Annotated in this window: 22 protein-coding genes and 1 pseudogene; 3 read left to right on the top strand and 20 right to left on the bottom strand. The window is 31.7% G+C overall.

Annotation, left to right across the window (positions count from 1 at the left end; genetic code table 11):
* Nucleotides 1–2 precede the first annotated feature (2 nt).
* The 16 genes and pseudogenes from GC105_RS00885 to GC105_RS00820 form a co-directional block, all read right to left on the bottom strand.
* Entirely contained in the window at nt 3–710 is a 708-nt protein-coding gene (locus GC105_RS00885) for an ABC transporter ATP-binding protein (RefSeq protein ID WP_193708220.1), read from the bottom strand.
* Between the two features lie 127 nt (nt 711–837).
* Nucleotides 838–1,203, bottom strand: coding sequence for an SdpI family protein (locus GC105_RS17145; RefSeq protein WP_152800734.1), 366 nt, complete (start codon nt 1,201–1,203; stop codon nt 838–840).
* A gap of 59 nt (nt 1,204–1,262) precedes the next feature.
* Nucleotides 1,263–1,418: a hypothetical protein gene (locus GC105_RS17010; protein ID WP_207706919.1), complete on the bottom strand. Its 156-nt coding sequence runs from the start codon at nt 1,416–1,418 to the stop codon at nt 1,263–1,265.
* Nucleotides 1,419–1,438: 20 nt separating this feature from the next.
* Complete coding sequence (locus GC105_RS00875; RefSeq protein ID WP_152800733.1) at nt 1,439–1,576, bottom strand: DUF3784 domain-containing protein; 138 nt, start codon at nt 1,574–1,576, stop codon at nt 1,439–1,441.
* 155 nt (nt 1,577–1,731) lie between these two features.
* On the bottom strand, nt 1,732–2,070 hold the full coding sequence (locus GC105_RS00870; RefSeq protein ID WP_152800731.1) for a radical SAM protein: 339 nt from the start codon (nt 2,068–2,070) through the stop codon (nt 1,732–1,734).
* 1,249 nt (nt 2,071–3,319) lie between these two features.
* Entirely contained in the window at nt 3,320–4,096 is a 777-nt protein-coding gene (locus GC105_RS16715) for a sensor histidine kinase (protein ID WP_207706918.1), read from the bottom strand.
* A gap of 542 nt (nt 4,097–4,638) precedes the next feature.
* Complete coding sequence (locus GC105_RS00860) at nt 4,639–5,346, bottom strand: LytR/AlgR family response regulator transcription factor (RefSeq protein WP_152800728.1); 708 nt, start codon at nt 5,344–5,346, stop codon at nt 4,639–4,641.
* Between the two features lie 1,044 nt (nt 5,347–6,390).
* Nucleotides 6,391–6,924, bottom strand: coding sequence for a (Fe-S)-binding protein (locus GC105_RS00855; RefSeq protein WP_152800726.1), 534 nt, complete (start codon nt 6,922–6,924; stop codon nt 6,391–6,393).
* Between the two features lie 45 nt (nt 6,925–6,969).
* Complete coding sequence (locus GC105_RS00850) at nt 6,970–8,163, bottom strand: aminotransferase class V-fold PLP-dependent enzyme (RefSeq protein WP_152800724.1); 1,194 nt, start codon at nt 8,161–8,163, stop codon at nt 6,970–6,972.
* A 45-nt stretch (nt 8,164–8,208) separates the two neighbouring features.
* Complete coding sequence (locus GC105_RS00845) at nt 8,209–10,005, bottom strand: DUF2207 domain-containing protein (protein ID WP_152800722.1); 1,797 nt, start codon at nt 10,003–10,005, stop codon at nt 8,209–8,211.
* A gap of 181 nt (nt 10,006–10,186) precedes the next feature.
* Nucleotides 10,187–10,720 (bottom strand): flavodoxin family protein, encoded by a 534-nt coding sequence (locus GC105_RS00840; RefSeq protein WP_152800720.1) that lies wholly within the window; start codon nt 10,718–10,720, stop codon nt 10,187–10,189.
* Between the two features lie 464 nt (nt 10,721–11,184).
* Nucleotides 11,185–12,561, bottom strand: a complete 1,377-nt coding sequence (locus tag GC105_RS00835; protein WP_207706917.1) for a uroporphyrinogen decarboxylase family protein — start codon at nt 12,559–12,561, stop codon at nt 11,185–11,187.
* Between the two features lie 403 nt (nt 12,562–12,964).
* A pseudogene (locus GC105_RS17140) lies at nt 12,965–13,158 on the bottom strand (cobalamin-binding protein); the annotation flags it as partial.
* Nucleotides 13,159–13,583: 425 nt separating this feature from the next.
* Nucleotides 13,584–14,756: an MFS transporter gene (locus tag GC105_RS00825; protein WP_152800718.1), complete on the bottom strand. Its 1,173-nt coding sequence runs from the start codon at nt 14,754–14,756 to the stop codon at nt 13,584–13,586.
* Nucleotides 14,757–15,046: 290 nt separating this feature from the next.
* A complete protein-coding gene (locus GC105_RS16710) occupies nt 15,047–15,223 on the bottom strand; it encodes a hypothetical protein (protein ID WP_193708218.1) in 177 nt (58 codons plus the stop codon).
* 358 nt (nt 15,224–15,581) lie between these two features.
* Nucleotides 15,582–16,625 (bottom strand): helix-turn-helix domain-containing protein, encoded by a 1,044-nt coding sequence (locus tag GC105_RS00820; protein ID WP_193708217.1) that lies wholly within the window; start codon nt 16,623–16,625, stop codon nt 15,582–15,584.
* A 377-nt stretch (nt 16,626–17,002) separates the two neighbouring features.
* Here GC105_RS00820 and GC105_RS00815 point away from each other — a divergent pair, with 377 nt between their 5' ends.
* From GC105_RS00815 to GC105_RS17670, 3 genes are read left to right on the top strand one after another with little or no spacing between them, the layout of a single operon-like run.
* A complete protein-coding gene (locus tag GC105_RS00815) occupies nt 17,003–17,326 on the top strand; it encodes a hypothetical protein (protein WP_193708216.1) in 324 nt (107 codons plus the stop codon).
* 26 nt (nt 17,327–17,352) lie between these two features.
* Nucleotides 17,353–17,625, top strand: coding sequence for a helix-turn-helix domain-containing protein (locus GC105_RS00810; protein WP_152800712.1), 273 nt, complete (start codon nt 17,353–17,355; stop codon nt 17,623–17,625).
* A complete protein-coding gene (locus tag GC105_RS17670) occupies nt 17,591–17,881 on the top strand; it encodes a helix-turn-helix domain-containing protein (RefSeq protein ID WP_425481508.1) in 291 nt (96 codons plus the stop codon). The genes GC105_RS00810 and GC105_RS17670 overlap by 35 nt, the downstream gene beginning before the upstream one ends.
* Here GC105_RS17670 and GC105_RS00800 read toward each other — a convergent pair.
* From GC105_RS00800 to GC105_RS00785, 4 genes are all read right to left on the bottom strand, one after another.
* Nucleotides 17,837–18,736 (bottom strand): hypothetical protein, encoded by a 900-nt coding sequence (locus GC105_RS00800; RefSeq protein ID WP_152800710.1) that lies wholly within the window; start codon nt 18,734–18,736, stop codon nt 17,837–17,839. The genes GC105_RS17670 and GC105_RS00800 overlap by 45 nt on opposite strands.
* A gap of 24 nt (nt 18,737–18,760) precedes the next feature.
* A complete protein-coding gene (locus GC105_RS00795; RefSeq protein ID WP_193708215.1) occupies nt 18,761–19,999 on the bottom strand; it encodes a hypothetical protein in 1,239 nt (412 codons plus the stop codon).
* Nucleotides 20,000–20,086: 87 nt separating this feature from the next.
* Nucleotides 20,087–21,409, bottom strand: coding sequence for a hypothetical protein (locus GC105_RS00790; RefSeq protein ID WP_207706916.1), 1,323 nt, complete (start codon nt 21,407–21,409; stop codon nt 20,087–20,089).
* Nucleotides 21,410–21,507: 98 nt separating this feature from the next.
* Nucleotides 21,508–26,454: a hypothetical protein gene (locus GC105_RS00785; RefSeq protein WP_152800706.1), complete on the bottom strand. Its 4,947-nt coding sequence runs from the start codon at nt 26,452–26,454 to the stop codon at nt 21,508–21,510.
* Nucleotides 26,455–26,458: the final 4 nt, after the last annotated feature.

Raw genomic sequence — 26,458 nt, 5'->3', positions numbered from 1 at the left:
TATTATTTTAATAAGTCCATGTAGATTGTCTCCAAGGTACAATCCGGTCTAGATTCCAATAGCTCTTTCTTCCCAATAGTAACAATCATATTACCTTGTTCTATAATCACTAAATCATCAATAATATGTTCCATTTCAGAAATATGATGTGTAGTAATAAGGATACTTTTATATTGATTCTTTGATAATTCTTCTAAGTCTCTAAGTATTTCATGTCTATCTTTTGTATCTATACCTTCAGTGGGTTCATCTAGAATTATTAAATCAGGGTTGTGAGATAAGGCAACCGATAAAGAAAGTTTCATTTTCATCCCTTTTGAGAACGTAGCAATTTGTTTCTTTTTTGGTACATTGTATCTTTCTAAATAAGTCTTGAATTTGCTTGATTCCCACTCGTCATATACTGACCCCATTAATATATTTAATGAGGCAGAGGTTAAGTCTTCCGGGTAAAAAAAATCATCTCCAACATAACCAATTTTATTTTTGATCCATAATTCATCACTGTATAATGACTTTCCAAAAATCTCTATTTCTCCAGAATCAGGTTGTATCAGTCCAATAATACTTTTGATGATCGTCGATTTGCCAGAACCATTTGATCCTAACAACCCTAATATCCTTCCTGCTCTAAGTGTAAAACTAATACTATTAAGACAGAATTCATTATATCTTTTGGTGAGATTTTTTATATTTAGTACATCTTCCATCATATCACCTCCAAATTATTCTACTTTTTCACAATATTTTAGACCATATAAATCCTTTGTAGAATAATATTCAATCGCTCTACATTTGAAACATTATTCATTAGTATAGAACTAAACATATATTTATTTAATCTTTTTCCTTTCCATTATCATCAAATTTTTGTCGCAACTCTCTTTGAATAATAAATATACATATTGGCCAGACAAGTAATCCTGAATATGCATGAATATTTATATAGTCATTCTCTTGTAGGTTAAAATATCTAATTATCTCAGAAAAAATTGAAACATATAAAAGAATTCCACCAAAAATTAGTGATAATTTTCCTAGTCTCAAATTAGCATAACTCCATGTCTCATTTGATAAGCTCGCTCTTTTAGTTCTATAACCAAATATACTATTAATTTTAGTGGGTGATGATTTAGATAAAATAACTCCCGTTAAAAATAGTAGTATTGGCCATAAATATACCCATAAAAACTTAATTTCCACGTCAATCTTTCCTTTCTAAATTATATTACTTGCTACCTTGATCTCAAAAATCGACTATCTTATAATTTCTTAATAGGAGTCTTCTTCACATTTACATAAATTAAAGTAATTACTATGATTACACCACTTACGATATAACTAGCAGTTTTTATCCACTCTAATTCTAAGTATTCTCCTACCAGATTTATTATCATACAACCTGAGCTCACAAACATTAAATATCCAATGCTTTTACCTAGTTTTTTTCGTCATAATTCCTCCTTTTCTCAACGGGCATGGTATTATATCCTGCAATGAGCATGGAACCCTTGCCGCTGAACAATAGGATTCCTAATACAATGAAAATAATAATTAATATAATTCTTTCTGTCATTTGTTTTGACCTCCATAGTTTTTAAATTGTTGTACAGATAAGCTCATTATTCAATTGTTTTTGTAAAGTTTTTAAATGCTTTTCATCTAATAACTTAATTGACATAACTATTTCACCTAATTAATTATTTAAGCTGTATATTTTCTAAAAACAATTCAACTTACCCCTACATCTTTCAGTCTATATGCAGTTTCTATATCCATTAAGTCACCATTTGTTACCATATTTACTGTAATCCCAGATATTCTTTTTAATAGATTGGTTGCTTCAAAAATTAACTCTTTTTTTAATAATGGCTCACCACCACAGAAACAAATATAAACTGGTTGTAAATCAGTAATATCTTTGATTACATTTATCCATTCATCATAACTTAATTCTTTTTTATTGGTTTTATGTTCTCCACTTGTGTTATAACAGTGCAAGCATTGTAAAGTACAATTATATGTAATATCAATTGATGCACTTGTTGGTCCAGAATGTATTCGTTCCATTATACCCTCAATGTGAGTTTATTTATTAAAATTAGGGATTTATATGATTGATATATTCCTACAATATGTCACTTTATCTATTGAACTTATTATGATTATAACTAAATTTAATAGAGAAATATTGTTCTTGTCTAAAAGGTGTCAATTTAAGTCTAAGCGGTAATGAATATAAAGAAAATACATTACTCTGTTCCTTATGAGTACATAAAACATGGGTGATGTGTGAATAACTAGTAATGTAGTAGAAGTATTCTTTAATAATCATTGTGTTGCATCCACGTACGCATGCATGGTCGTATTAGTCAATATAGCACCATAGTTGAACATATGCCCGAAGATCAGAAGTAATATACTGCTTGGAATTCATAAAGATTCATTTCCTGGTGCGAAGGTATTGGTGTTAATACAACAATGGCAATCAAAGCAATCTTATCCTCACATAGAGTTGAATAACAAGGTTATAAAACATGTATGACCCCACTAGAATATAGAGATTTTCTACAAAAATAAAGTAGCATTAAAATACTCCAATCACATAATTGTGGTTAGAGATATATATTTTTTATTTAGTCATCTGTCCACTTGACAGTGAACGGTTCATTATAAGCTAGTCTAAAATGTTGCTTTCACATTCATCTTTACAATCTCTGACCATTGCATTGACCATTGTTTTCGGATTATTGAGGTATATGCACTGGCATGCAATCTGTTTGCTTTTGCTGTATTAACCTATTAGATGGAAGATGCTCCATCTTGCTTTTCCAAGACAGGAACCTTAAGCACTGTCTAAGAATCAAGCCAGCACCAAAAGGCATCCAGAAGAACGATCTTTCTAGCTCAAAACTCTTATTATATTTTTTTCAAGAGAAAGTTTATCCAATATCCTCTTCGATTTCTAAAAGCTTGTTACAATAGTCTCTACCAATTTCTGCATTGGTTAGAGAAGCCTCATTTGCTTTCTTATCTGGAGTTGCTTGTACAAACTTACCTCTCAGATAAGCCCAGTAACCATATTTTGTGACATCCTCTAGTTTTATATCCAGAGTACCCTCACAATGTAGGTAGCCTATAACCTTTTAGGCACTGTTTTACAACATCAACTCAAGAGGTTTTAATCATACAAGACAATTGGATTCTTAGCGCTTTTACCCATTGATACAACAATATTTAGGCTTCCAACTGTGCTTTCTTTTTATCCTAATTTAAGTACCTAAAAAGATGTTTCATCACAATGGATGATTTCCCTTTTTCAAATTAATAAATAAATCGTTAATACAAATTGACCATCTTGAACACCATATTCCAAATTTCCATTGTATTTATCTGTAATATCTTGAAGTATGACTAAACCATAACCGGTAGGGATATATTTTTTCTTATTATAGAACCCTCTTTGATTCTTAGAAGATAAAGCATTTACATTATTTCGTATTTGATAATACACATACTGTTTTTTGTGATACAACTCAATCTCTATGAGGCGATCTTCTTTATTTTTTAGGTGTAAGCTTGCTTCTATTGCATTATCAATAGAGTTAAATAAGATAGCACTTAGATCTGTTTCTTCTATATTTAATTGAGGTGCAATCGCTGCCTTAACATTAAATTTAATATCATTTATGATAATATCTGCATTTTTTCTATTCAGTACAACATCCACTATTTTATTTCCAGTTGTAATCTTATTAGGAATTTTATCTATATTATTTTTGATAGATTGCAGGTAATTTAATGCATCGCTACTTGAGTGATTATCTACTAATAATTCCAAATTCTTTACATGATTATTTAAATCATGCCAGATTTTATGAAGATATTCACTTTGATTTTCAACCTCATTCACATACTTTTGATTGGCTTTTAAATAGATATTTATAATCTCTTGTTCCTTATTTTGTAGATAAAACTGATTTGAACTTAGGTAATAATAAAAAATGACAATATTAATAATAATGAATACCAAACAAACTATAAACAAAAAACTGGTACTATAAGAATTTCTATGAAAATATAAAGCTTGTTTCAAAAGAAATATCATTGTCGATATTGTGATTGTAAATATGCCCCAAATTAATATCGTATATTTGCGAGGTAATATTATCTTATTAGGTTTTAAGATTTTAGCAACTATGAATAAAACTAAAAATTCTATAGATTTTGTAATCAAAACAGAAATATATCTTGCGTTTCCATCTAAATGCATAGCCTCACTTGGCTGGATATTTAATATGAAAAGTACGCTGATAAAAAAAACCTCTGTTAAAATAATAATTAAATAAAATAGTAATATCAAAAATAATTTATTGATCTTTGGATAACTATAAACAGTGGATAATGCAAAATATAATATGAAGGTAAGAGGCATCTTTAGATACAGTGGTAGCTGGAACAAGGTAATGATAAATAGCAATAATGGTATAAATACAAGAAAAATACCTATTGCCAACTTCGAATACTTGGGTCTAGTATTCAATAAATACTTAAAAAATAAATAAAATACAAAAACTTCTGAGAAACAGATTGCATATTCTATAATATAGTTTAATAGACTCATTCACCAACCATCCTTTACAAATTTTCAAAGAATATTCTTTTAAATTCTATGAACTTTCTTCTAGATATTGGTAGCTTATCACTTGTTGTTAAAATAACAGTATTGTTTTCAATATATTTTACATAATTTAGATTAATTAAAATTCCTCTATATATTTCGTAAAAACCTTTATCTTTAAGTTGTTTAATTAAATCTGTTAAATTTATATTATTAGTGATATATACACTATCCTTTGTATGAATTTCAATATTTCTATTGTTGCGTTCAAAATATAGTATGTCATGTAGCTTGAGTCTTATTGCGCCATCTTTTGTTTTAAATTCATAAGTTTCATTATTTTCGTTTAACTTTTTAATTAATAAATCAAGAACTTCTTTAATTTCATCTTCGAAATATTCTTTTCGAATAAAATTGAAGGTATCTAACTCAAATATTTGATAAACCTTATCATTCATGGAAGTAATAAAAATAAATAGTGAACAATCATCAAACTGACGTATTTTTCTTGCAATTTCAATACCGCTTGCTGCAGGCAAGTCGATATCAAAAAATATTACGTCATACCTCATGTTATTTTGACTTACTTCTGAAAGAAGTGCCTCTCCATCCATAAAGCAATCAACAATAAATATTGAATTTAACTTTTTCAGATAAGTTTCAACTGTTATTTTCAAAGCTTTTAGAAATACTAAATCATCTTCACATATTGAAATATTGTACATTATGATTCTCCTACCCTTTAGTTTTTAAAGAAAGCTGAAAATTATAAGTAAACATTTTACATATATAAAGTATACTTTAAGTTTAACATAATAACAACAATGGACACGTTAACATTAAATATACTCTTGCTTTCCCCATATATACGATACAAATTCTATTCCATCTTTTTCATGTTTTTCATGTTTTTCATGTTTTTCATGTTATACCTGAAAAATCTGACTATTTGCTGGGCAATTCTGTTTTCTTATAATATATTAAACATAGTTTGTTTTAGAATATATTTTATCTTTTGGGAGGTTTTAATATGTATCAATACAAATTTTTGTAATTAAAGTCAAATACTGGACTTTCCTTCTATTTTGAAGGATTTGAAGATCTTATTGAGGCACAGTCATTGGAAGGTTGGCGTTTTGTAACAGCAATACCAGTAAAAAGTCAAGGAACAGGATGGATTTCAGTTCTAAGCTTAGTATTTGAAAAAAACAGGAACGAATAGTATAAGTATTTCTTTGTTCTCTTTCTACACCAAATTTGAACAAATATAATTTGTCACACGGGGATTTTAAGATAAAAGATATTTCTGCGGATTATTGGGATGCTTTTCTTCTCGAAGGCTATCCCATACTTCCTGCTTTGTTAAAAAACGTTAATAAATAATTAGCTGTGGTGATCCATCTATGGGTTATGCTCTTTATTACTGCGATTATTGTGGTAATTAAAGCGGGTTGCTTTCACTTGCAAGAGCCGTTTTTACAACTCCTCTGGTGCTAATTATAGCTCTTATTCTATTTCTTCAAAGCTTATTCATTGTAAGCACAGACAATTTGTTTTTACGATCCCTCCTCTAGGGGATTTTTTAATTATTATACTAGTGTAATTTTACATTATCATAAACACTTAAGGCAACCTATGACTATGATGCTAGAATAAAAATAGGAGAACTTAAACATAGTAAATTCAGTATCTGATATAATATAGAAATCAGAGAAGGAGATATTTATTATGAATTTAAAAAAACAAAAGATAGTTTTACCTCAAAATTATTAATCTTTGTATCCATATAATGCCATTACCTGGTCGATTTCAAAACGTTCTATCTGATAGGATTCTTCAAAAATAGGAGTGCATTTTTCCATTTTGGTCATTCCAGTCAATAATTTACCAGAAAATGCAAGACAAGTCACTTCTCCACACTTTCTACAGTTGGTTTTTGGTAATAATTTATAAATATCAACATAGGAAGGCATTTTTGCCACCGTGTAATCAGGTACGATTTCATCTCTTTTAGAATCTAAATCATTAATCATGTCTCTGACATAGTCAAGTATTTCATAGGCATCTGTTTCACTGAGGAGATACACACCTTTTAATTCTTGATCATAAAGTGTGATAATTCTTTGGCGTATACGAAAAGATATCCAACCTTGTTTTTGATTGTAAACAGCTGTCGGATTAATCCCATTGATATACGGCATAATATCTTTGATCCCGTCTGATAATCCAGCAATGATACCAAACTTTGCATCTACTGTTGAACAAGGCTGTATTTCTTGTAATGAAATATAATTTAAATACATTTTCTTTTTTCTCCTTCCACTATTTCTTAAATAACGATCAATGTGTCAGTTTAATTGTTCTTTTAATAACTCTTTTAGAGCATATATGAAATAATCAATTTCTTCTTTAGTTGTTGAATAACCAATTCCAATGCGTATGGTACCGGTTTTATCGGTTCCCATGATTTTATGTAATATTGGTGCACAGTGAATCCCTGTTCGTACCATAATATGATATCTCTTATCAAGCCACGAACCAGCTTTTCCAGAATCTATGCCATCAATAGTAAAGGAAATCGCACCAACCATTAGATCGACATTATTAGTTCCAAATATTTGAATTCCATTTATGGCTCCCAACTGCTCTAATGTATAGCCAATCACTTCTTTTTCTACTGCGCAAATTTTATCTACCCCAGTATCCAGTAGATAACGTATGCTGGCATGAAGTCCTGCTATACCCACCATATTCATGGTTCCAGCTTCAAATTTATTGGGTAGTATTTCAGGCATAAAAGGATCAGCTGAATTTCCACCAGTACCACCTGACTTCCACTCTTCTATGTCTCCATCCCAATTTATGATTAAACCACCAGTACCGCTAGGCCCAAGTAACCCTTTGTGCCCGGTAAATGCTAAAATGTCAATATTATCTGCTTCCATATCGATAGGTAGTATACCTGCAGTTTGGGCAGTATCTAATAAAAAAAGAATACTATATTTTCTTGCGATCTTTCCAATTTCACGTATAGGTTGAATGGTTCCAATGACATTAGATGCGTGATTAAATACGATTAATTTTGTATTTCTCTGAATGTTATCTTCTATATCCTTATGATTTGTGATCCCTTCTTTTGTCGTTTTTACTGTGGTAATAGAGATATTTCTATCACGTTCTAAGGTTTTCAGACATCTCCATACTGCATTATGTTCTATGCTGCTCGTAATAACATGATCTCCGTCTTTTAAAATTCCCCTCATAATTCCATTAAGTGACTCAGTCACGCCAGAAGTGAAAATAATATCCGACGGCTTTTTATGGTTAAACAGTTCTCCTATCCACTTTCTAGTTTCATAAACCATATAGTCTGCTTTTATAGCTCTACCATAACCTCCTCTAGAGGAGCTAGCGCCATTATTTACAATATAATTATTGATAGACTGAACAACACAATCGGGTTTAGGAAAAGAGGTTGCTGCATGATCTAAATAAACTCCTTTTTTAAATAAAGTCTCAAATTGTTCACAGATTTTATTCAATACTATTACCTCCTATGAGTATTTGCTAGTTCCGGTTGCTACTTCCTAGAAGCCACCTGCTCCTCCTCCACCGGCACCGCCGCCACCTCCACCAGAGAATCCTCCTGTTGAGGCTCCACCTGTATCTCCGAAGGAATTATTTATGCTTCTATTAAACGCATTGTCACTTCCACTATTTAAGATAAAATACCAATAAATCCAACTATTATTTGTATGAATTTGATCTGTACCATTATCTCTATTAAATTCAAATTTATTTGCTATTTTCATGTCAACACCTAACCCTAAAGCATATATTATTGAATTATCATGAGGATATTTACTAAAATCATCTATGGAAGAGTGGTTTCTAAATTCTTTTATGTATTTCTTAAATCCAATCCATTTTACATATTGCTCATAGCCGTAGTCAGAGCGCCTATAATACAATGTCATTGCATATATAAATAGAAGAACGGAAACTAAGATAACTGCTACCCCTATGATGCTACCATATACCAAGGTAAAAATTCCTAGGATTAGAAACAGTGTAGACGATAATACCAATCCAGTTGCGTACTTACCTTTTGTTTTGTCATAATAACCTTTTGCGTTGGTATCTTCTTTGATTTTTTTCTTCCATTCATTAAATGATTCAAGAAATTCTGTACTATTTTCTTTACTATAGTCTTCCATATCCTGAGTCGACACAGATTTTTCATTTCCCATATCATCTATCAACCATTTTATAAAGTGCTTTTCGTGGTTTGATAAAGAATTGATATCTTCTTTAACTTTGGAAATTATAACAGCTTTCTCGTCAGATTTTTTACTGTTTGACTCCCTTTCGTAATCTACCCTCAGATATCCTTTTCGAAAAAGGTCAAGTATGGTCGCAATGATTGTGTTAGAATCAATTGGTATGCTTGTCAAAGAAGCAGCTATTGCAGGAGTGCAGTCCTCTGGAATTCTACTATATTCCTCTGTTTCATTTGATTTATTTCGCCTTCTAAATGAGAAGATTAAGATGACAAATAACCCAAATCCAAGGATCACTGCAATAATAGACGTCTGTTCTAATAATTTGCCAATGGTCTCTTTCTTTTGTAAATCTTCTTCTATCTTCTTTTGAAAATCAGCTTCTTCTTCGAGTATATTTTCATAATTATTTATATCTGCTCTATTAGTGGATAGTGAGATATACTCACTTGGAAAAAGCACTCTAGCTTCCACAAATGTATTGCTATTAACATTATTGACACGTAAAAAGAAGGTATCTACCGCTTTCTTTCCCATTTCACCATTCAGTGGTCCGTGTGCAAAAATTTTGCTATCTTCTGATATACTCTTTGGAAGTTGAATATTTACTGTAAAATTATCTATTGGGGTCTCATTTTCGCTACCTAAGAATTTGTAGTATAGTTCTCCAATATCATTATATCTAATAGCTACATTTTTAACAATGTAGCTTATTCGAAAAGTTTTTTCTTCATTTTCTGATGGAGAAAAAATCTTAATAAGAACATCATCTGAACTCTCTTCAACAACGAACACGCCTTGATCCCCATTATCCGCATCATTGGCTTCAGAATACTCAAGATCTTCGTTTTGTAGTATTTCTTTTACATGTAAATCAGCTATTCCTGAAGTTTTTTCTAAAATAATTTCTCTGAAAACCCCATTATATTGGTCATTAAATTCAAAAGTGATATCTTCAACGATTGTTAAGTCTCCAGTCTCTAAAATACTTGCATCCACGTTCCAACTAGAAATAGTTAAAGCTTCCTCAGCTTTTACGCTTGGACATCCCATGACTGCAAATGAAAGTACGAATAGTAATGTAGTATAAATAAATTTCTTCATTTTAACACCTCGTCAAATAGATAATTTTTTATCAATATATAGTTTACTCCCTTATTATAACATTTTTCGAGATCATAGGAACGTAGATAATAATATTAATATATAATGTCGTAATAATAAAAGGCTGCAAATTTTTTTACAACCTTTTATATATTATTTTCTTTGTCTTATTTTGAAGGATTTACACACAAGTGTTGTTTATAATGCCAATAAACTCTTTAATCTCTTCTTCAAATTGTTTCAAATCATTTTCACTCACCTTATAATTAAAGGTATGTTTTACTTTGTTCCGCTTCTCTTCGGGTAATAAACGGTTTATCCATAATTCAATCACGCTGATGGGCTCCCGTTGAATAATGGACGACATCTCCTCATTAATTTTCTCTTTTTGCCCTGGTAATCCATTGCATAAAGTTATTACTAAGTATTTTTTTATGTTATTTTTTTCTCTCTCGACAAACGCTCTCATAGGAGAAGCAATCCTACCACCCCAGACAGGTGTAATCAAAATAAATATTTCAGATTTATATTTGTCAATTTGATAGTATGACAGTTTTGAACTTCGGCTAAAAATATAATCAATCAGGATGGATATCGTTTTCCTTTTCTTTTTTTCATTAATAGTTAATATGTCACAGCCTAAACTGTTTTTTATGCTCGATGCTAGCCTCTCGTTATTTCCTGAATGTGAATAACAGATAATCAAAGGTTTCATAATTCCTCCTCTTCTAGTAATAATTCATCCGCACTTAATCACTTATTGTTACACTATTTTCTGTAACTAGGGATGTATTCTCAAATCTTATTCATACGCTCATTATTATATATATAATATTAAATTACAATATATTTTATTAGTACACATTTTATATTTTCAGATTATCAAAACATAGCCAAATATTTTGCTCATTTTTATACACCCGGTTTTAACTAAAGCGTCAAAAATCTAGATGAGCTATTCTTTTCTCTTTTAAAATCTTCAGAGCTGAACACATTTAAATTACATTAATATCGACATAAAGTCCTCTATAATTGTAACTATTATCATATTACTCTATCAGTTTCTTAATCGCCTGTAATAATTACCATACATATTATGAATTTTATGAAACCATGTAAAAACAACCTTTAAGTAGTATTATAGCCAGCACATAAATGTGCTGGCTACCTATCTTTCAATTATAAGAAAAATCCTTTATCTATCATGTTGAAGTATTTATCATACGCAGCGCGCATGAGTGGTTCTACTCGTTGATCTGATGGCGGATATACCTTCTTAAATTCATCAAAAGTAAGTACATATTTTGACTTAAATTCAGGATATAAATGAGAGTACTTCTTTATGGAATCCTCTTTGTTTTCTGTGGTAACAACGTCCCCTGCATTTTCATATTTTCCATTCTCTAAGACGTATTCCAATACAGCAGTATAATTTTCTGGGTTGATATCGCTTGGCGCTAGTGCAGACTTATCGAAAATAAAGATGTAGTTTCCACTTGGTGCAAGGATATCCATAAGCTCTTTAGCTTTGTCAATACATTGTTCTTTGGTTCCTGTGCGCAATAATGTCAACGGATAGAATCCACCAAGGACCATCTTTTTACCTAATTTATCTTTGAATTGTTGTGGGTCTCCGTATTCAGCCCAAAGTTGCGTTCCTTGCGGTAATTCTTGAAGATTATCTATGAAACGAGTCCAATCACCTTCTAAGAATATTTGCATTGCTTGACCTTGCTCCGCAGCAATATGGCATAACTTATTAAATGTAGGCCAGTAGAATTTATCAAAATCTTTTTGATTCAGAAAAGCTGCCATATGAGTCATAATCATATTACATCCCAAAGGACTAACTACTTGAGGCTTACCCATCCAAATTGAATATGGCATTAAAGCCTCTAATGCGTCCAATAGTTTTTCCGGTTGCCTTCTCATATCCAATGGTATTTTAGAGAAACCTCTATAAAAGTCTGTGATAAAATCAAAAGGTACAAGTTGCATACCAACAGTGCCAAAAGGTCTTTTAAATAAACCGTAGCGTTCAATTATTGTTGCCTCCGCGATACCAAACTCTCGACCTACATCCATATGGGAAAGAATAGTTTTTGCATAGTTACGGGCGCGAAAAACTTCTCCTTGGAATCCTTTGTTTAAACGAGGTTCTAGTTTCTCTTGCAAAAAATCATATGGATTTTTAATAAATTCATCATATTCGTTTGCTTCCATGAACGAACGTTCAGGGTGTTGAATAAATCCATTTTCGCTCATAACCATACTCAACGACTGTTGAAACATCATTGCAATTGGATTCCTAGCAAATCCACCAGCCGGCATATCACCTCTGCATACTTCCATACCCTTTTCATATATTTCTACTAATAAATCCACGTTGTATTGATATTGTGTCGTCATTAAATCTTTTCCAGCATATTGGATAAGATATTCTGGTGTCAGGCCATCCCATATAGGAATCCTGTCTGGTATAATACCTGCATACACATCTGAAAATAGTTTTGTACGATATTCCTTCATTTTTTGAGCACTCATAACTTCTTCCATTTTTTCACCTCATTATTATATTTTAAACAAGGCATACCTATAATTGTATCTTTCAGAAATCTTATGTAAGGTATCCTTATTTTATAACCGTGAAAAAGAAAATTGATAAAATATGCAATGTTACGCTCTAAGTTGAATTCTCAATTTTTATTGTAATATCAAGTCTATTTTAAAATCTTATGCTATAAGTATACCACTTATTAATAATAAATAGTAAATCATTGTTGTTTTATAAATATAAGTAGAGATTAATTTGTTGTTTTTACCCCAAACTATATTTACAAGACCTATTAATACGTATCCTTTGATGTAAATGTAGTAATAAGTACGGTTTTATTTCTACATTTACTATCTTACCAAGACTTTTAACAAAGAAATATCGGTTTATCTTTCAATGAAGTTACATTTTTGCAACAAGAATTTTACCGATATCATGTAAATCTCCTGCTAATTTTCTGATAATGCATGTACCTAATGAAGATACTGCATCACCTGCTAAATGAGGCTTAATTACTTCTACACCTTTAACCTTGACTTTGCAGCGATAAGCATTTCTGGTATAAAAATTTCTCTCGTCGAGAATTTTTGTTCCAGGACTTGTACAAGAAGCATTAGACGAAGGTAATGTACCTAAAGATATTCTTGATGCTATGGTCGGTGCGATGGATGTAGTAGGAAGCCTTCTTGATGAATAAAAGCTTAGAAAACAGTATATGAAGGGGACTGGGTTCTAAGCTTTTATTTATTCTTTGCCAATATCTCTTATTGAATTCTTATTCATGTGGGAGCAGCTAATCCACCTTAACTATTTTCTCACAAAGAGCAAGGCAAGGATTTTCCTACCTTTTATTCTTTATTAAACAATACTACCAAACGTATAAATGCAAAATTGAAAATGAGTCCAGTTCAATACCGAACTCATTTTGACAAAGTTGACTAATGAAATAACCATGTCTAACTATAGAGGGTTATTTCATGCTTGAAAGAGGTTATAGATTTTGTTAATTTAAAAATTACTATTATTATGCTGACTCCGAAGAATTCTTTGATTTGTAAAGAGTAAAGAATACAACTGACCCAATACAGATTACCGAGAATACCCAAGCTGCAATAGTCCAAGCACCTACTCCAAGGGTCAATCCCAATGCACCAGTTATAGCTGCCAATATCATTGGAGAGAAGTACTGACCTATACCTTGTACCGAGACATAAGTTGATACCGCAAGTGTTGAAGCCCCTGGAGCGCTATTCATAACATTAATTGTCATAGTTGGATTGTAAAATCCAAATCCTAAACCAAATATAAATCCTCCAACAATAAATGTTGTAAAGCTAACTGCATTAATCAATACAAAAAAAGCAATTGAAAGAAGACCTATTGCCAATGATAATGTATATCTTCTTAATATTTTGATTACTCTACCATACAATAATCCTGCAATAGTTGCAGCGACAGTAAAAGTAGTAAGAATAGTCCCAGCTTGACCTGCATTCCCACCTGAATTTGTTAATACCATTGCAATATTTATCATAAATGAAAATTGTAGTATATTAAAAAACACATTAAAAATGCATATTCCATATGTTGTAGGAGTTAATTTACCTTTTGAAGCATCCTTATCTGCTTTTTTAATTTCTGAATTTGGTAATTTAAGTAATATAAGTATGAAAATTGGAATGACTACTAAAATTCCTAAAAATGACCATCTCCAGTTCATAACTGCTACAAATCCACCAAACATTTGAAAAAAAACACCAGATAGAGCACCAACCGCGCTCTTATATCCCATTAATGAATCTCTTTCTAACCCACTAAAAAACTCTTGAACTACAGCAGATGACATGGGAAATACTAAACCATAACCTGCTCCAAATATGTATCTACTAAATAAAATTGCTGTAATACCTCCACCTATTGCAGGTGCAATGCCTCCAATTATCAAAAATATCATTGCTATATATAATATTTTTTTTGAAGAAATTACTCTTGCTAACTGTCCCGCTATAAATGAAAATAAAACTAACATTAGCGAAGGTATTGATGAAATTTGTTGAATTGTAACTGCACTTACATCTGGAAATGCTTTTTGAATTTCCCCTAAAGCAGGCGTAGACATACTTGTAGTATACATTAATATTGCAACTGAGAGAACCGCCGCTTTTACACCCCAACCATACTTCTTTGTTTCTACCATAATACTCACCCTTTCTTTATTTATATTGACAGAAAATACTAATGCAATAGGTAAATTATATCGTTATTGTTTATCTATTAATTGCACTAATAAATATCACATCCATACCATTTATACTATATATGTATCAAATAAAATCATATTCTATAAATTATATATATTGTATATAAACTTACAGTTATTTAACTCATCAGTGCTTATTAAGTTACATGCTTAAACTCGACGCATAGTATAGTTCCCTATTTTCTTATACTCATTGACAATTGTGTTCTCTACTGTAGGTTTGAAGCCTAATTCTTCATAAAGCCAGCGCAACTTTCATCTACTAGGGGCGCATATAATATGGCTGCAAAAATTGCCTTCTCATATTTAGGTATGAATGTAGCCTTATATCTAGGAGGAGTCTTTAATAATGAAGTTTTAGGGTTTATCACATCTATCTCTTCTGAATACCATAAATCCTCCACTCATATCTTGTTGCTACGGTAAAATATAATAATAAGACGTATCACTTAATTTTTTTAATATTTTTGAAACTGCTATAACTCAAAAAACTACCACATGAGCTGTTGATTGCTTAGGTGGTAGTTTTTTTAAAGACTTTATGCTATTAATTAAAAAATCTTCTTTGTGACATAGTAGTAGTTCCTATAAAGCATGTTTAATCTTTCTCATTAAAACAAATTAAATGGTTTATTCATTAACAATTCTCCTTCACTTAAATACTTCTGCAAATTTTTGTATTCATTTCTCTGATATTGTTTGATATTATCTTTTACCTTAGTTACCTTCTTTCTATTGTATCAAGCTCTCTTAATAAATAAATCATTCCTCCACCGATAATTTACTCATAATCCTTAAGAATTCAGGTTCTTGCCTAATAAAGTCAAGTTGTTTATCTTTTTCAAGTGACTTATTAATCATATTTTTTATTTCGCTAAATCCACATTCTTCTTTAAATTTCATATGCTGATATAATTTTGAATTCTTTATGCAATACATTTTATTTATATCAGTAACCATATCTTCTAATAGTCGTAAACTTTCATCTTTATTTTTCATCTCTAGTGCTATCATAAGTTCAGAAGAACCTGCAATATATTGACCCAGATCAAAATTTTCAGCAACTACTCTTGATGCTTTGGCATATATCATAGCATTATCGTATTCTTTCTGCTTACACATTAGCTGAATTATTTGCATCAGGCTACTGATAATACCATTTACATTCTGATATAATATTTTCTCATGTATTTCATATGCCTCATCATACTTTTCCTGACTACTGTATAGATTTGCCTGCATAATCCTTTTATCAAACCCCATAGGTGGAATATTATCAAGGAGCTTCTGGGATTCCTCATAATCACCATTTGCTATATAACTTTGACATAGTGATGCAGTAGCCATATCTGCTAATTCTATTTCCGTACCGAATGCTACAGTCTCAAACCAAGCCATAATCTGCTTTTTGTACCTTTCATGATTCTCCATATCTTGCATAGTCAAATATGCATTTAAAATCTGCGCAGTAAATAGAATTAACTTATCACAATTTGGATACTCCTTAATTAAATTGGACACCTTTTCAAATGATGCTTGATATCCATGTGTTGTTATTTCTGTTGATATTTCTCTGACTATATTATTAATTTCCATATCTGTAAGCTCATCATGAAATGAAAGTAATGTATCTGTATCAGTTTTTAGAAACCTTGCTAATGGTGCTAATAAAGTAATATCTGGATATGATATTCCATTTTCCCATTTATTTACTGCCGGTGCTGTCACACCTAAATAATTGGCAATCTGTTCCTGTGTTAAATTCTGCTCTTTTCTATACTTTCGTATAACTTTATTTATTTTCATAAACATATCTCCAATCCTAATATAACAAAGGCCTTTGTTACTTATAGAATATCAAGGATTATGTTACATAACAAGTGAATCGTTGTTACATTTCATTCATAATACATAACTAATGATTATGTTTTCATCCATTGTATAAAACTTCATACCTCTCTACTGGTAGAAAATACGTTTAAATACAGAACATAAGCCCATCATTACAACTCTTCCTTACTCAAAATATCGAAATATTTTATTTACTATCGTTCTAAATGGGAATGTATTCGCACAGTTAGGTACCAATGAAACCTATTGAGTAAGAAAATTTAAATTTCATTACTTTTTTATGCAAACTTCAAATAGAGAAAAATAAATTAGTTTGTAATACTAATAAAATCATGTTTGGAAATTTTGTGATTAAATTACTTGAAGGTAAAATAACAGACGCTACTAACATAGAAGATAATTGTAACCTTTTTAGGTTGAATTTTACACAAAATACAGCTATTATGACTTTCTCTATTGACGAATCTGAAGTGACTAATACAAATCTAGATTATTGTAGAAATAAAATTGAAGAAATTCTAGAAGACAGCAATTCCATTATATATAATGGTCATATTGTTTTTATTCTAACGACTAGTAATCAAAACACGTTAAAAGATAGTACAACGAAAAACCTAAAAAATACCTTAAGAATAATGCTATGTATGCAGGCGTAAGTCGAAGAATAAGCGACCTTAAAACTTTGAATAAATACTATATGCAATCACTAACCTCAATCGAACTTGGTTATGTAGTAAATAAAAAAGAACTTGTGTATAATTATGAAGATTATGCAATTTACGAGATGCTTAGAAATTTTACTACAGAAGAATTAAATAAGTTTTGTCATCCCTCTATTTTAAAATTAGTAGAGTATGATTCTTCTAATAAAACAGAATTCCTTAATACACTATATGTATACCTAGAAAACTCTAAAAAAAATTACCAATACAGCAACTGCTCTAAAAATTCATAGAAACTCATTAAACTATAGAATTGAAAAAATATGTTCTATTATGAATCTTTCCTTGGATCACAGTAATGTAGTTTTCCATTTACATCAATCTATTGTTTATGAAAAGAGAACAAAGGCTATAAGCCCATGTCCTCTTAGTCATTTGAGTTTTATCATTGTTAAACCTGTACTTTTAGCATTCAGCATGCAATCGTTCAATACCTACTCAATGTTATTTTATTGTGAAATGATTATTTTTGAAAAATTCCATAAGTGAGTAAATCCGTTTACAGTAAGTAATAAAGATTTGTAAAGAAGCATAAACATTTTCTTTTTTCATCTCTTTACCTGTAGGATGACCTGCACTATTTCTATTTTGACGTAACAATTCAAATATCCCGCTGATAACTATATCTATACCATCGACCAATTCTTTATGTATACGTCCTTTTTGTCCTCCTAAACTTTTTTGGAATTCTTCAAACTGATTTTTAATAAATTTACCTTTTGTTTTTTGCACAAAACCCACTCGTTCCTTCTCTGTAGGAAGGAACGGGATATAAGCCTCAATTAAAAGCAGGAGCGCTTTTTCAGATGCACATCCAATTGCTGTTGTGGCAGATAAGAGCAAATTGATATTATATGCATGGATGCTTTCTGCAACATAGGTATAAATAACACTATCAATATCTGGAATTTCATGTTGTAAGTAATCTAAATATCCTTCAGGGTCATGAGGGATCGGGTTTCCATTTGCAAGCACTTTTTGCCCATATTCAGTAATGTCAAAAGTAAAGCCCTGATTTCCAGAATAATTATTTTGCGCTAGATCTATATATAAGATCTGTTGACACACTAATTCCCAAATGACACTTCCTATTCTCTGCTTCGATAGAGTAGAAATTTCTCTTGTAAAAGGTTGTATTTGTGGAATAGGGGGATTTTGAATTATATTCCTTTTTGCTGCTAATTCTGCAATTGAAATACAGATATCATCATATTTTACTCTGTAGTTCGAATGGACAGGATAATGACCCTCTCTTACCCATTTCAAACTCAACGTCTCCCAAAGTAGAGCCCGTATTCCAGATATATCTATTGTATCAAGATTATAAGTTCTTACCGATGGCATAATACCCACTTCCTTGTATTCTTCTTAATAGTCATTATAATAGTTCATTTCGCTATGCATTTCAGATTCATACTCATACATCATTTCCAATTCAACCTGTTTTATTTCTGATAGCATGCCATCAACGGCATCTAAAAAGTTACACAACTCGTGAAAGCAACCTGCTACATTTAACATATCAAAGGTTTGCCCATCACCAAAGTACGTCAATAATTTCTTGTTTACAGGATATCTAAATATATCAGATTCTTGATCAAAATTATGAAATTCATGAATGTATTTATTTGTATCAATCAGTGTAGTATCGTCATCCGGTGCATTGGCATAATTCGCAATTTCTACAGAAATACTGTTCCATAGGCTAACCAGACTATGCTTCTTCCTCTTAAGCTTTTTCATAGCTTCATCATATGGAACATGGCTATCTTCTAAAATAATTCTTTTTAAACCCAATTCTACTGCATTCCTAAATAAATAACACATTGGAAGAAATAATGCTGAATTGTGATTTTGCTTAATCTCATTCTCTAAATGCTTTGCGGCTTCTTCATATGAGGAGAAATATGGATAAAATTTTCTTTCAGCATATTTATATCCCACTACACTTTGTTCATAATATGCTCCACCTTCTATAATCAGCTTAGGATCATAAACTATATGATTTCCAATAAATGAACAACCTTTTTTATTTATATCTTTCAAGATATAAAAGGCGGTTTGCATGTTTGTTTGTGTAGCAACCAAGGAAATATGGGTTTGCTTTTCAAAAAGGACTTTCATATTATTTCCGAAAGGATATCTGAACATATCAGATTCCCTGTCTACACGCGATATATCTTCAAAAAAGCTTTTTAACCAAATTACCCCTTCATGTTCTTGGCTTTCCTTAGCTTCAGGGATGCTATTAAGCAACAATTCCAATCCTTGTGCAAGATCATGCCTAATACTTCCGATAGCTATTTTCCTGTCTTCGAAATTCACAATATATTGAAAGAGGGTTGATTTTAAAAGTAGCTCTAAGCTTTGCCGATATAAATAGACAATAGCAAAATACCACAAGTCTAGTTTGGCGATATCACCTTTACTTGAGGCTTCATTTAGAAGATATGCCATCAAATTCTCGGCACCGGCATAAAACTGTTCAGCGTAATACTTAAAGTCTGATACGAGATCTCCGCTATTATGTAATATAACGTTATATTCGCCGTCTTTTATAAAACATTTTAAATTAATATTAGGACGAATCCATCGAAAGTTATCCACATTATTCACCCTCTTTTAACTGCCTATTGACCTCATAGTCTCTAAAATGAGGATTTTACATTTAATGTAAATATTAAGGCCATAAATTTAATCATAAACAATGTCTGAATCTCGTTTTAATACATACGATTCGGTACTACCATTTAAATGAATGATAAAAATACCCTCTTCTTTAGCTGCCTTACTTGGCGTTCCATAAAAATGATAGGTCTGATCTTCAAAGACTATGCTGTACTCAAAAATAAGAGCTTTCTTAATACTAACAAGATATTCCAAGAACAGTTTGGTTCTTATTTCTGCAATACTGCCATAAGTTCCTTGTTTTGTATATCCACCCTCTTCGCTTGGTTCACTCCATTTTGCTATATGACACGGAAAATCCTTATTTTTAGCAGGAAGCGAAAGCGTCCCTACTTTGAAATGTTCATATCTACAATAAGCCAGTACATCCTCTGAAAAAGAATAGATATTCGTGTATACATCTTTTGCAAATCGGTCATGCTGGTCAAGCCGGTCATCTCTTAAGGAATCAATATCAACATGCATAGGCCAAATTGTTACAGCAGTTTTTTTAAGATATTTACGTTCTTCCGGATCTGGTTCAAAATAAAAGTACTCAAATATGTTATGTGGTTTCTTAAATTCACTTATTAGCTTAGGAATATCTTTCTCGTCAATGAAAGCACTCTTTATCTTTATCCGCTGACTGCTTTGATCAAAAGAAGAATTATAGTTTAAGTAAGTTATAATGCTATCTCTACTTAAAATTAATGAATTAATTAAACCCGGCTCAATCATATATTCACGGTCATTCTCTGGATTCTTATACTTTTTAAATTCCCATAGAAATGGAATGAAGGGAATATGATCACGGAATTCACAACTCCAATACCCTTGATAGCCGGGAAGATATGAATCAAGCCAGTCATGGTAATTTTTATATGAACCTTCGGAATAGGGCAAAGTGCAACGATATTGGTCTGCAACATAGAACATTGCATGCCATTCCGCAAACTTTTCTAATGTTTCTATCTCTGGCAAGGAACCATGATCATTGTAAGTATTGCGATTACGATATCTATTATAATGCAAATATGCATCGCGCCATATTCGAGTTTTATCGTTATCAATTCCAAACTGTTGGATATAGTTATCACAGTCTTTAGCAACTTCCTCCTGAGTGAGGCTAAAGATATCAGCAACATCATCATACCAATAGCGGAGCGTATCCATTGTATCAAAATGAAAACGGAATTTTTCCTTTGAGGATAAATTTGCTCTTGCATATCTAGGAGTCTTTTTAATTTTTCCAAGCTTTAGTTCATCAGAGCTCAATAGCTGCGCAACGTCACCAGAGTAACTTGTATCAGCAATTTTAAGACTAATATGTTTGGCGAACCTTCTTTGCAATGCATGAGTAATTTGATCTGAGCATGCAATTTCTTTAAAGAAGTTATAAAAGGGAACTCCGTCTTTCGGTTCTTCACCAAAAATTCGAAGGCATACAACTAAAAAAGATAATTTAGCTGACCCACAAAAAAGAAGTTATTTTTATCCATATATCGTGAATCAAAAGGAGCGTGATACAAAGTAATCAGATGCCTTATAATACTTGAGTATCCGCATGAATATAAGTTTCGTAGTATATGCGCTGCGGTCCAACGATATTTTTTATCTGGATGTCCCAACATCCGCCATAGCAATTTACAGACCGGCAGTAAATCCTCGTCGATCTGTGAAAAGTTATCAGAAAATGGTTTATCACCGTACAATGGATGTATTGAAGGGATTTCTATAAAGACGCACCATTTTATAGCTTCTTCCGCAAAACCAGCAGGAAGACGTATAGATAATTTCTTTAATATTTCCATAATGTTTTCACTTGAAACATTATCTTGTGATATCAAGTATTCTATAAAAAATGCTCGAATATCAACTGTCTGAACGTTAAAAATACTGGTCAACTTATCATAATAATTACGATAGGAACTCAAAATCTTATCCATATGATCTACAAATATTTTTCTTTGGATGCTTACATCGTTTCTCCAAGCTTCCACAGATGGCCAAACACTCCAAGTATTTATGTGCTTTATAAAAACGTTCATAATCTTTGTCCATTCAATAGAATATATTCCATTTAAACAAGCTTCTATCAATATGTTCGCGCTAGAAATATAACCTTCTGGTAAAGTGTTAGCAAGCCATAGATCAACAAATTTGACTTGGCCATCCCTATCTAATTCTTTTAAATAGTCCACTAATTGTATAGAGCCAGATATGGGGTGAGATTGCATATAATTCATATCTGGAATAGGCAAATTTGTTTTTTCATTTTCTATCTGTTGTTCTTTCGCTTCCTGATTATCAATAGAGCAAAGAAAATCATTTAATGCCGTAATCTCCTGGCAATTTTTACAACTAGATAGTTGATTTTTATTGATATAAATGGTAATCTCTTTTGCTAATGTATCTTTATAGGTTAATGGCACATTGTATAAGGTATCATGAATTAGTATGTCCAAACCCTTTTGTTGAACTGAAATTGGTGCTTTTTTTAGCTGATGCAAGATTTTCTCTATTAGATTGCTATAATCAGATGGCTGTTCTGGTAGTAAAATTGTGGATAGTGAAGATATAATATCAGGTTGATAAATACCTTTTTCCAATAATCCTGATAATACATAAAAAGCACTTTCAGGTAGGGAAAAATGATCGAAATCGTTTCGATCATCCAGCCGACACATTACAGAAAAAATATTCTCTGGACATAATGTCGTTGCTGTCTCAAAGACTTCTTTATAAGGAAAATTCTTTGAGTCACCCATTTTTCGATAATAATCCTCTGCTAAACGCATAAACTCATGAGAAAGCTCAATGTCCGATAAGTATCCTCTATTGGAAGCGACATTGGACAAAACATTAAAAAGCTCAAGCTTTCGATATGATTCATAATCCAACCCTTTAGCAGCTTGAAGCGCCTTCTCAAAATAAATCTGACCAACACTTATTTCAACTTTTTGCCCAATCTGAGCACATTGAATATAAGCCTCTGATGCTTCCATTGCTGATATAGGATGTTGAATGAGTTCATCAGATATAGACTTAAGTGTTTCTAATGTGAATTGGTACGAACGACGATCATACGAGCATAAATCTGCTAAGGCAAATTTCGTGTCACGATATATTTTAGTAGTTCTCGCTATTTTCAGCAGACTATTATGTATTGTATGAGAGTCCGTTATGTTCATATACAAAACAGCATCGGCTAAAGCCAACAGGTATAGGCGAATACTTCCAGATTTTTGACTATCCAAATCATTCCAAAACATCCGATCTAATTTAGTCAAGCAATCTTTATATAATACTTCAGTAGTCTCTCTATTAACTCCTAATATTACTTGAATACGATACATATAAGCAGGAAGGAGAAAATCGTAGACTTTCTTAATATCTTTTACGCGTTCATCTATTTCTTTCTGTGTTAAGCGTTTATCCTTTTTTAAGCCATCTTTATCACAGAAATCTTCGGAATTAATATTCTCGTTCCTTAATGTTTTTCCCAATATATAAAATCTTACATTAATGTCTAATTCATGCTCATCTTCACCATGAATATAGGACAAATATGAAACACGATAGTTAATTTTGTACTTTGATATAATATTAAGAGGAAGCATATCTCTATCTTTATCATCTTTACAAAGATACTCAAGAAACAAAATCACATGATCTTTATTAAAATCATCCAGATTCAAAGCTTGTGCTTTATTAAACATTTTTATAAGATATTCAACCAAATAAATCGGAGGTACTTTTTTGCACTTTAAATAAACTGCAACTATGGAAAGTTTGCAGTGAAACGACCAATGCATTCTTTCAACTTGGTTTGCTAATTGCATATCATTTCGGTTAATTAATCGAACGAAAACTTCGAATAATACATTTGCTTGGAATACTTTATTAGTCCAAGAGGCTATCCAGCGTTTCATCGATATTTCGTCTTTAAGCCTGAGCAGTGATTCTGCTACATTGACAATATCACCAAGGTGTGGCCTTTTTACAGGATTTCTCTTTTCATCAGGTTTACTATAATAATAGTTAATAGCGCCTCTATAGCTATCCAAGTAGGAAAGAGCTTTTGTCTCTGTCTCCGATTTCATTGAGAAGATAAATGCTGCTTTTCCTAAATCAAAATCATTTCTGTCAGTAGTGAATACTTTTAAAAGAGTGTTGTTATCGCAATACAAATATGCCTGTTCCGGATTACTTTGTATTAGTTTATTGATAGCCTCATCACTTTTTGAAAAATCGATGATTTTGTATATTAGCTGAAAAGATTCCTTCCAGTATTCCTGTGTCTTTATGATAGGAATATTTAAAGTAGCTTTAATTCGCGAGAGCATAATCCTACTAGCTTCTGTAATATCCACAAGCGATTCATCTATTGACTCCTCCAAGGAAATATTCAAAAGTTTGGAAATATCAGTCTGTTGGGCAAGGAAGCTATGTACATGTTTTGCACAGTAAGGATTTTGGTGCCGATGCTGGTACATATAGTCAGCAATAGTACTGACTGCTTTTAAATTATCACAATATTTTTCCCGTAAAAATGTTTCAAAATCTTCATCACGAAAGTAAATAAAGTCATTTTCAATATAAAGACCGAAAGAACAGTCAACACTTAAACTCTGCAACATTTCCGGTGAGCAATCAATAATTTTAGTAGCAATCACTATTGGTATCGGGCGTGGTAAATTAATTAGGAGTCCGAAGATTAATGAAATTTCTTCATTCTTCTCTCCATATCTCTGCCAGATTTCTTCAAGTATATCATTAAGCAAATCTTCAGTAGTTTTTCCATTTGGTCGTAGCATATCTACCAGTTCATGAGATGTTTCTCGATTTGACGCCAACACATATGCCTGGACTCGTGGTATTCCTTTGCTTAAATCATGAAACTCTAAGCAAACTTCATCCGCTACTACGGGGTAAAAGGACCTAATATGTTCTGTACTTTCATGTAAATTAAATGTAGGAACTTGAAAAAACATCGAGTTATCCGGAAAAGAAAAATAATTCGCATGTTCTGTTCGGTATGTCAAAAGTAATCGTACACCTTTAGGCAAATGCTGTTGCAGCAATTTATCAATAAAACAACTACTTCCATTTTGTTTAGCTGCAAATACGCTATTATCCGCTGCATCAATAATCAGCAATATAATAGCGTTTTCAGAAAATGATTTTACATATTTAACTGCATGTTCTAATCGTATACATAACTCTTGAAAAAACTCAGATCCCTTCAATCTGCGTTCCAATAAAAAATCGGTTTTACATTCAAGTGCCAAGCTATTGCAAATCTGAGGTATGGCAGTATCACATTCATACCTCGAGTCAGAAGGCTGTAAGTAAGTCCCTCCTCCATAGCAATCATATAAGACCACAGCAGAGCTATAGGGGAGATATCTTCCCATGTTGTTAACAAGTGTAGTTTTGCCGATGCCGGCTGTCGCATGAACACATATAGGTGCTTTTTCTTGTTCCAATACAATTTTTATTAAATCATGAACGCATACTCTTTCAATATAACCTGTTTTCAACAAATGAATGTTTGTAGGAGCCGGAAAAAACCGAGTATAATTGCCACCAAAGAGAGAGCACACAAAATCTTTAGTCATAGCTACATTTGCATTTCTTCCGGGCATCATTCGATCTCGTATAGTCATTATTATCTCGTTATATTTGTTTTGTAAGCTATCTATCCCCCAGTTGCCTAGTAGTTGAATGATTTCAGCCTTTTTAATGCTTCTTGTAGCTGTACCGCAATCCTCAAAATCAAGCATTTTAATAAAGCCCAGAAATGCTATTGAATTAAGGTTCGATTCTTTATAAAATCTCTCAATTTCTACTCTAAATTCTGGGCAAAGATTTTTAATTAGGGTATTTGCTTGCTTATAGTTTTTATTCGCTAAAAGTTCTTTTGCTTTGACGATACTTTGTTTCAAACTATCAGAAATGGAGCGATTGCTTACAAATTTTACAATGAGCTTGTCTCTGGAATCTGCATTCTTTTCTGTATATTCTTTATAAGCATCAGCAATTCTCCGAATAATTGAATTATCCTTTTTCTTGTTATCAGAATGACATAAACTTGCAGCAGTCCATGCCACGTCACCCATATATGTACTATATTTTAATTGAGAAAAAACTATTTTTGACGCACTTTGAAAATCAGTACCTCCATAATACTCAGCTAAGTCAATTGCATACAACTTACTATCGTCTATATCAGCGACAACTGAATCTTGCCATGCAGGCCCCTCTACGGTTACTGCTGTAAGTGTTACATTTGGCTTAAGCATTTCCAATATTTTTTGAGCTGCCCACAAAAGATGAAAATCATCTCCTGCATTAGAAGGCAACGCCCCTGCATTAGTTTTAATACTTTCCATGTTA

It is taken from the genome of Alkalibaculum sporogenes (assembly GCF_009362815.1).
Lineage (GTDB): Bacteria > Bacillota > Clostridia > Eubacteriales > Alkalibacteraceae > Alkalibaculum_A > Alkalibaculum_A sporogenes.
The sequence above is the reverse complement of the archived record's forward strand: the minus strand, read 5'-3'. Positions and strand labels throughout refer to the sequence as shown.

Bases quoted from the DNA above. Each gene is read 5' to 3' on its own strand.
- GC105_RS00885 (WP_193708220.1), bottom strand. From the start codon at position 710: ATGGAAGATGTACTAAATATAAAAAATCTCACCAAAAGATATAATGAA.
- GC105_RS17010 (WP_207706919.1), bottom strand. From the start codon at position 1,418: ATGTTTGTGAGCTCAGGTTGTATGATAATAAATCTGGTAGGAGAATAC.
- GC105_RS00875 (WP_152800733.1), bottom strand. From the start codon at position 1,576: ATGACAGAAAGAATTATATTAATTATTATTTTCATTGTATTAGGAATC.
- GC105_RS00870 (WP_152800731.1), bottom strand. From the start codon at position 2,070: ATGGAACGAATACATTCTGGACCAACAAGTGCATCAATTGATATTACA.
- GC105_RS00860 (WP_152800728.1), bottom strand. From the start codon at position 5,346: ATGTACAATATTTCAATATGTGAAGATGATTTAGTATTTCTAAAAGCT.
- GC105_RS00855 (WP_152800726.1), bottom strand. From the start codon at position 6,924: ATGTATTTAAATTATATTTCATTACAAGAAATACAGCCTTGTTCAACA.
- GC105_RS00845 (WP_152800722.1), bottom strand. From the start codon at position 10,005: ATGAAGAAATTTATTTATACTACATTACTATTCGTACTTTCATTTGCA.
- GC105_RS00840 (WP_152800720.1), bottom strand. From the start codon at position 10,720: ATGAAACCTTTGATTATCTGTTATTCACATTCAGGAAATAACGAGAGG.
- GC105_RS00835 (WP_207706917.1), bottom strand. From the start codon at position 12,561: ATGGAAGAAGTTATGAGTGCTCAAAAAATGAAGGAATATCGTACAAAA.
- GC105_RS00825 (WP_152800718.1), bottom strand. From the start codon at position 14,756: ATGGTAGAAACAAAGAAGTATGGTTGGGGTGTAAAAGCGGCGGTTCTC.
- GC105_RS00820 (WP_193708217.1), bottom strand. From the start codon at position 16,625: ATGAAAATAAATAAAGTTATACGAAAGTATAGAAAAGAGCAGAATTTA.
- GC105_RS00815 (WP_193708216.1), top strand. From the start codon at position 17,003: ATGTTTGGAAATTTTGTGATTAAATTACTTGAAGGTAAAATAACAGAC.
- GC105_RS00800 (WP_152800710.1), bottom strand. From the start codon at position 18,736: ATGCCATCGGTAAGAACTTATAATCTTGATACAATAGATATATCTGGA.
- GC105_RS00785 (WP_152800706.1), bottom strand. From the start codon at position 26,454: ATGGAAAGTATTAAAACTAATGCAGGGGCGTTGCCTTCTAATGCAGGA.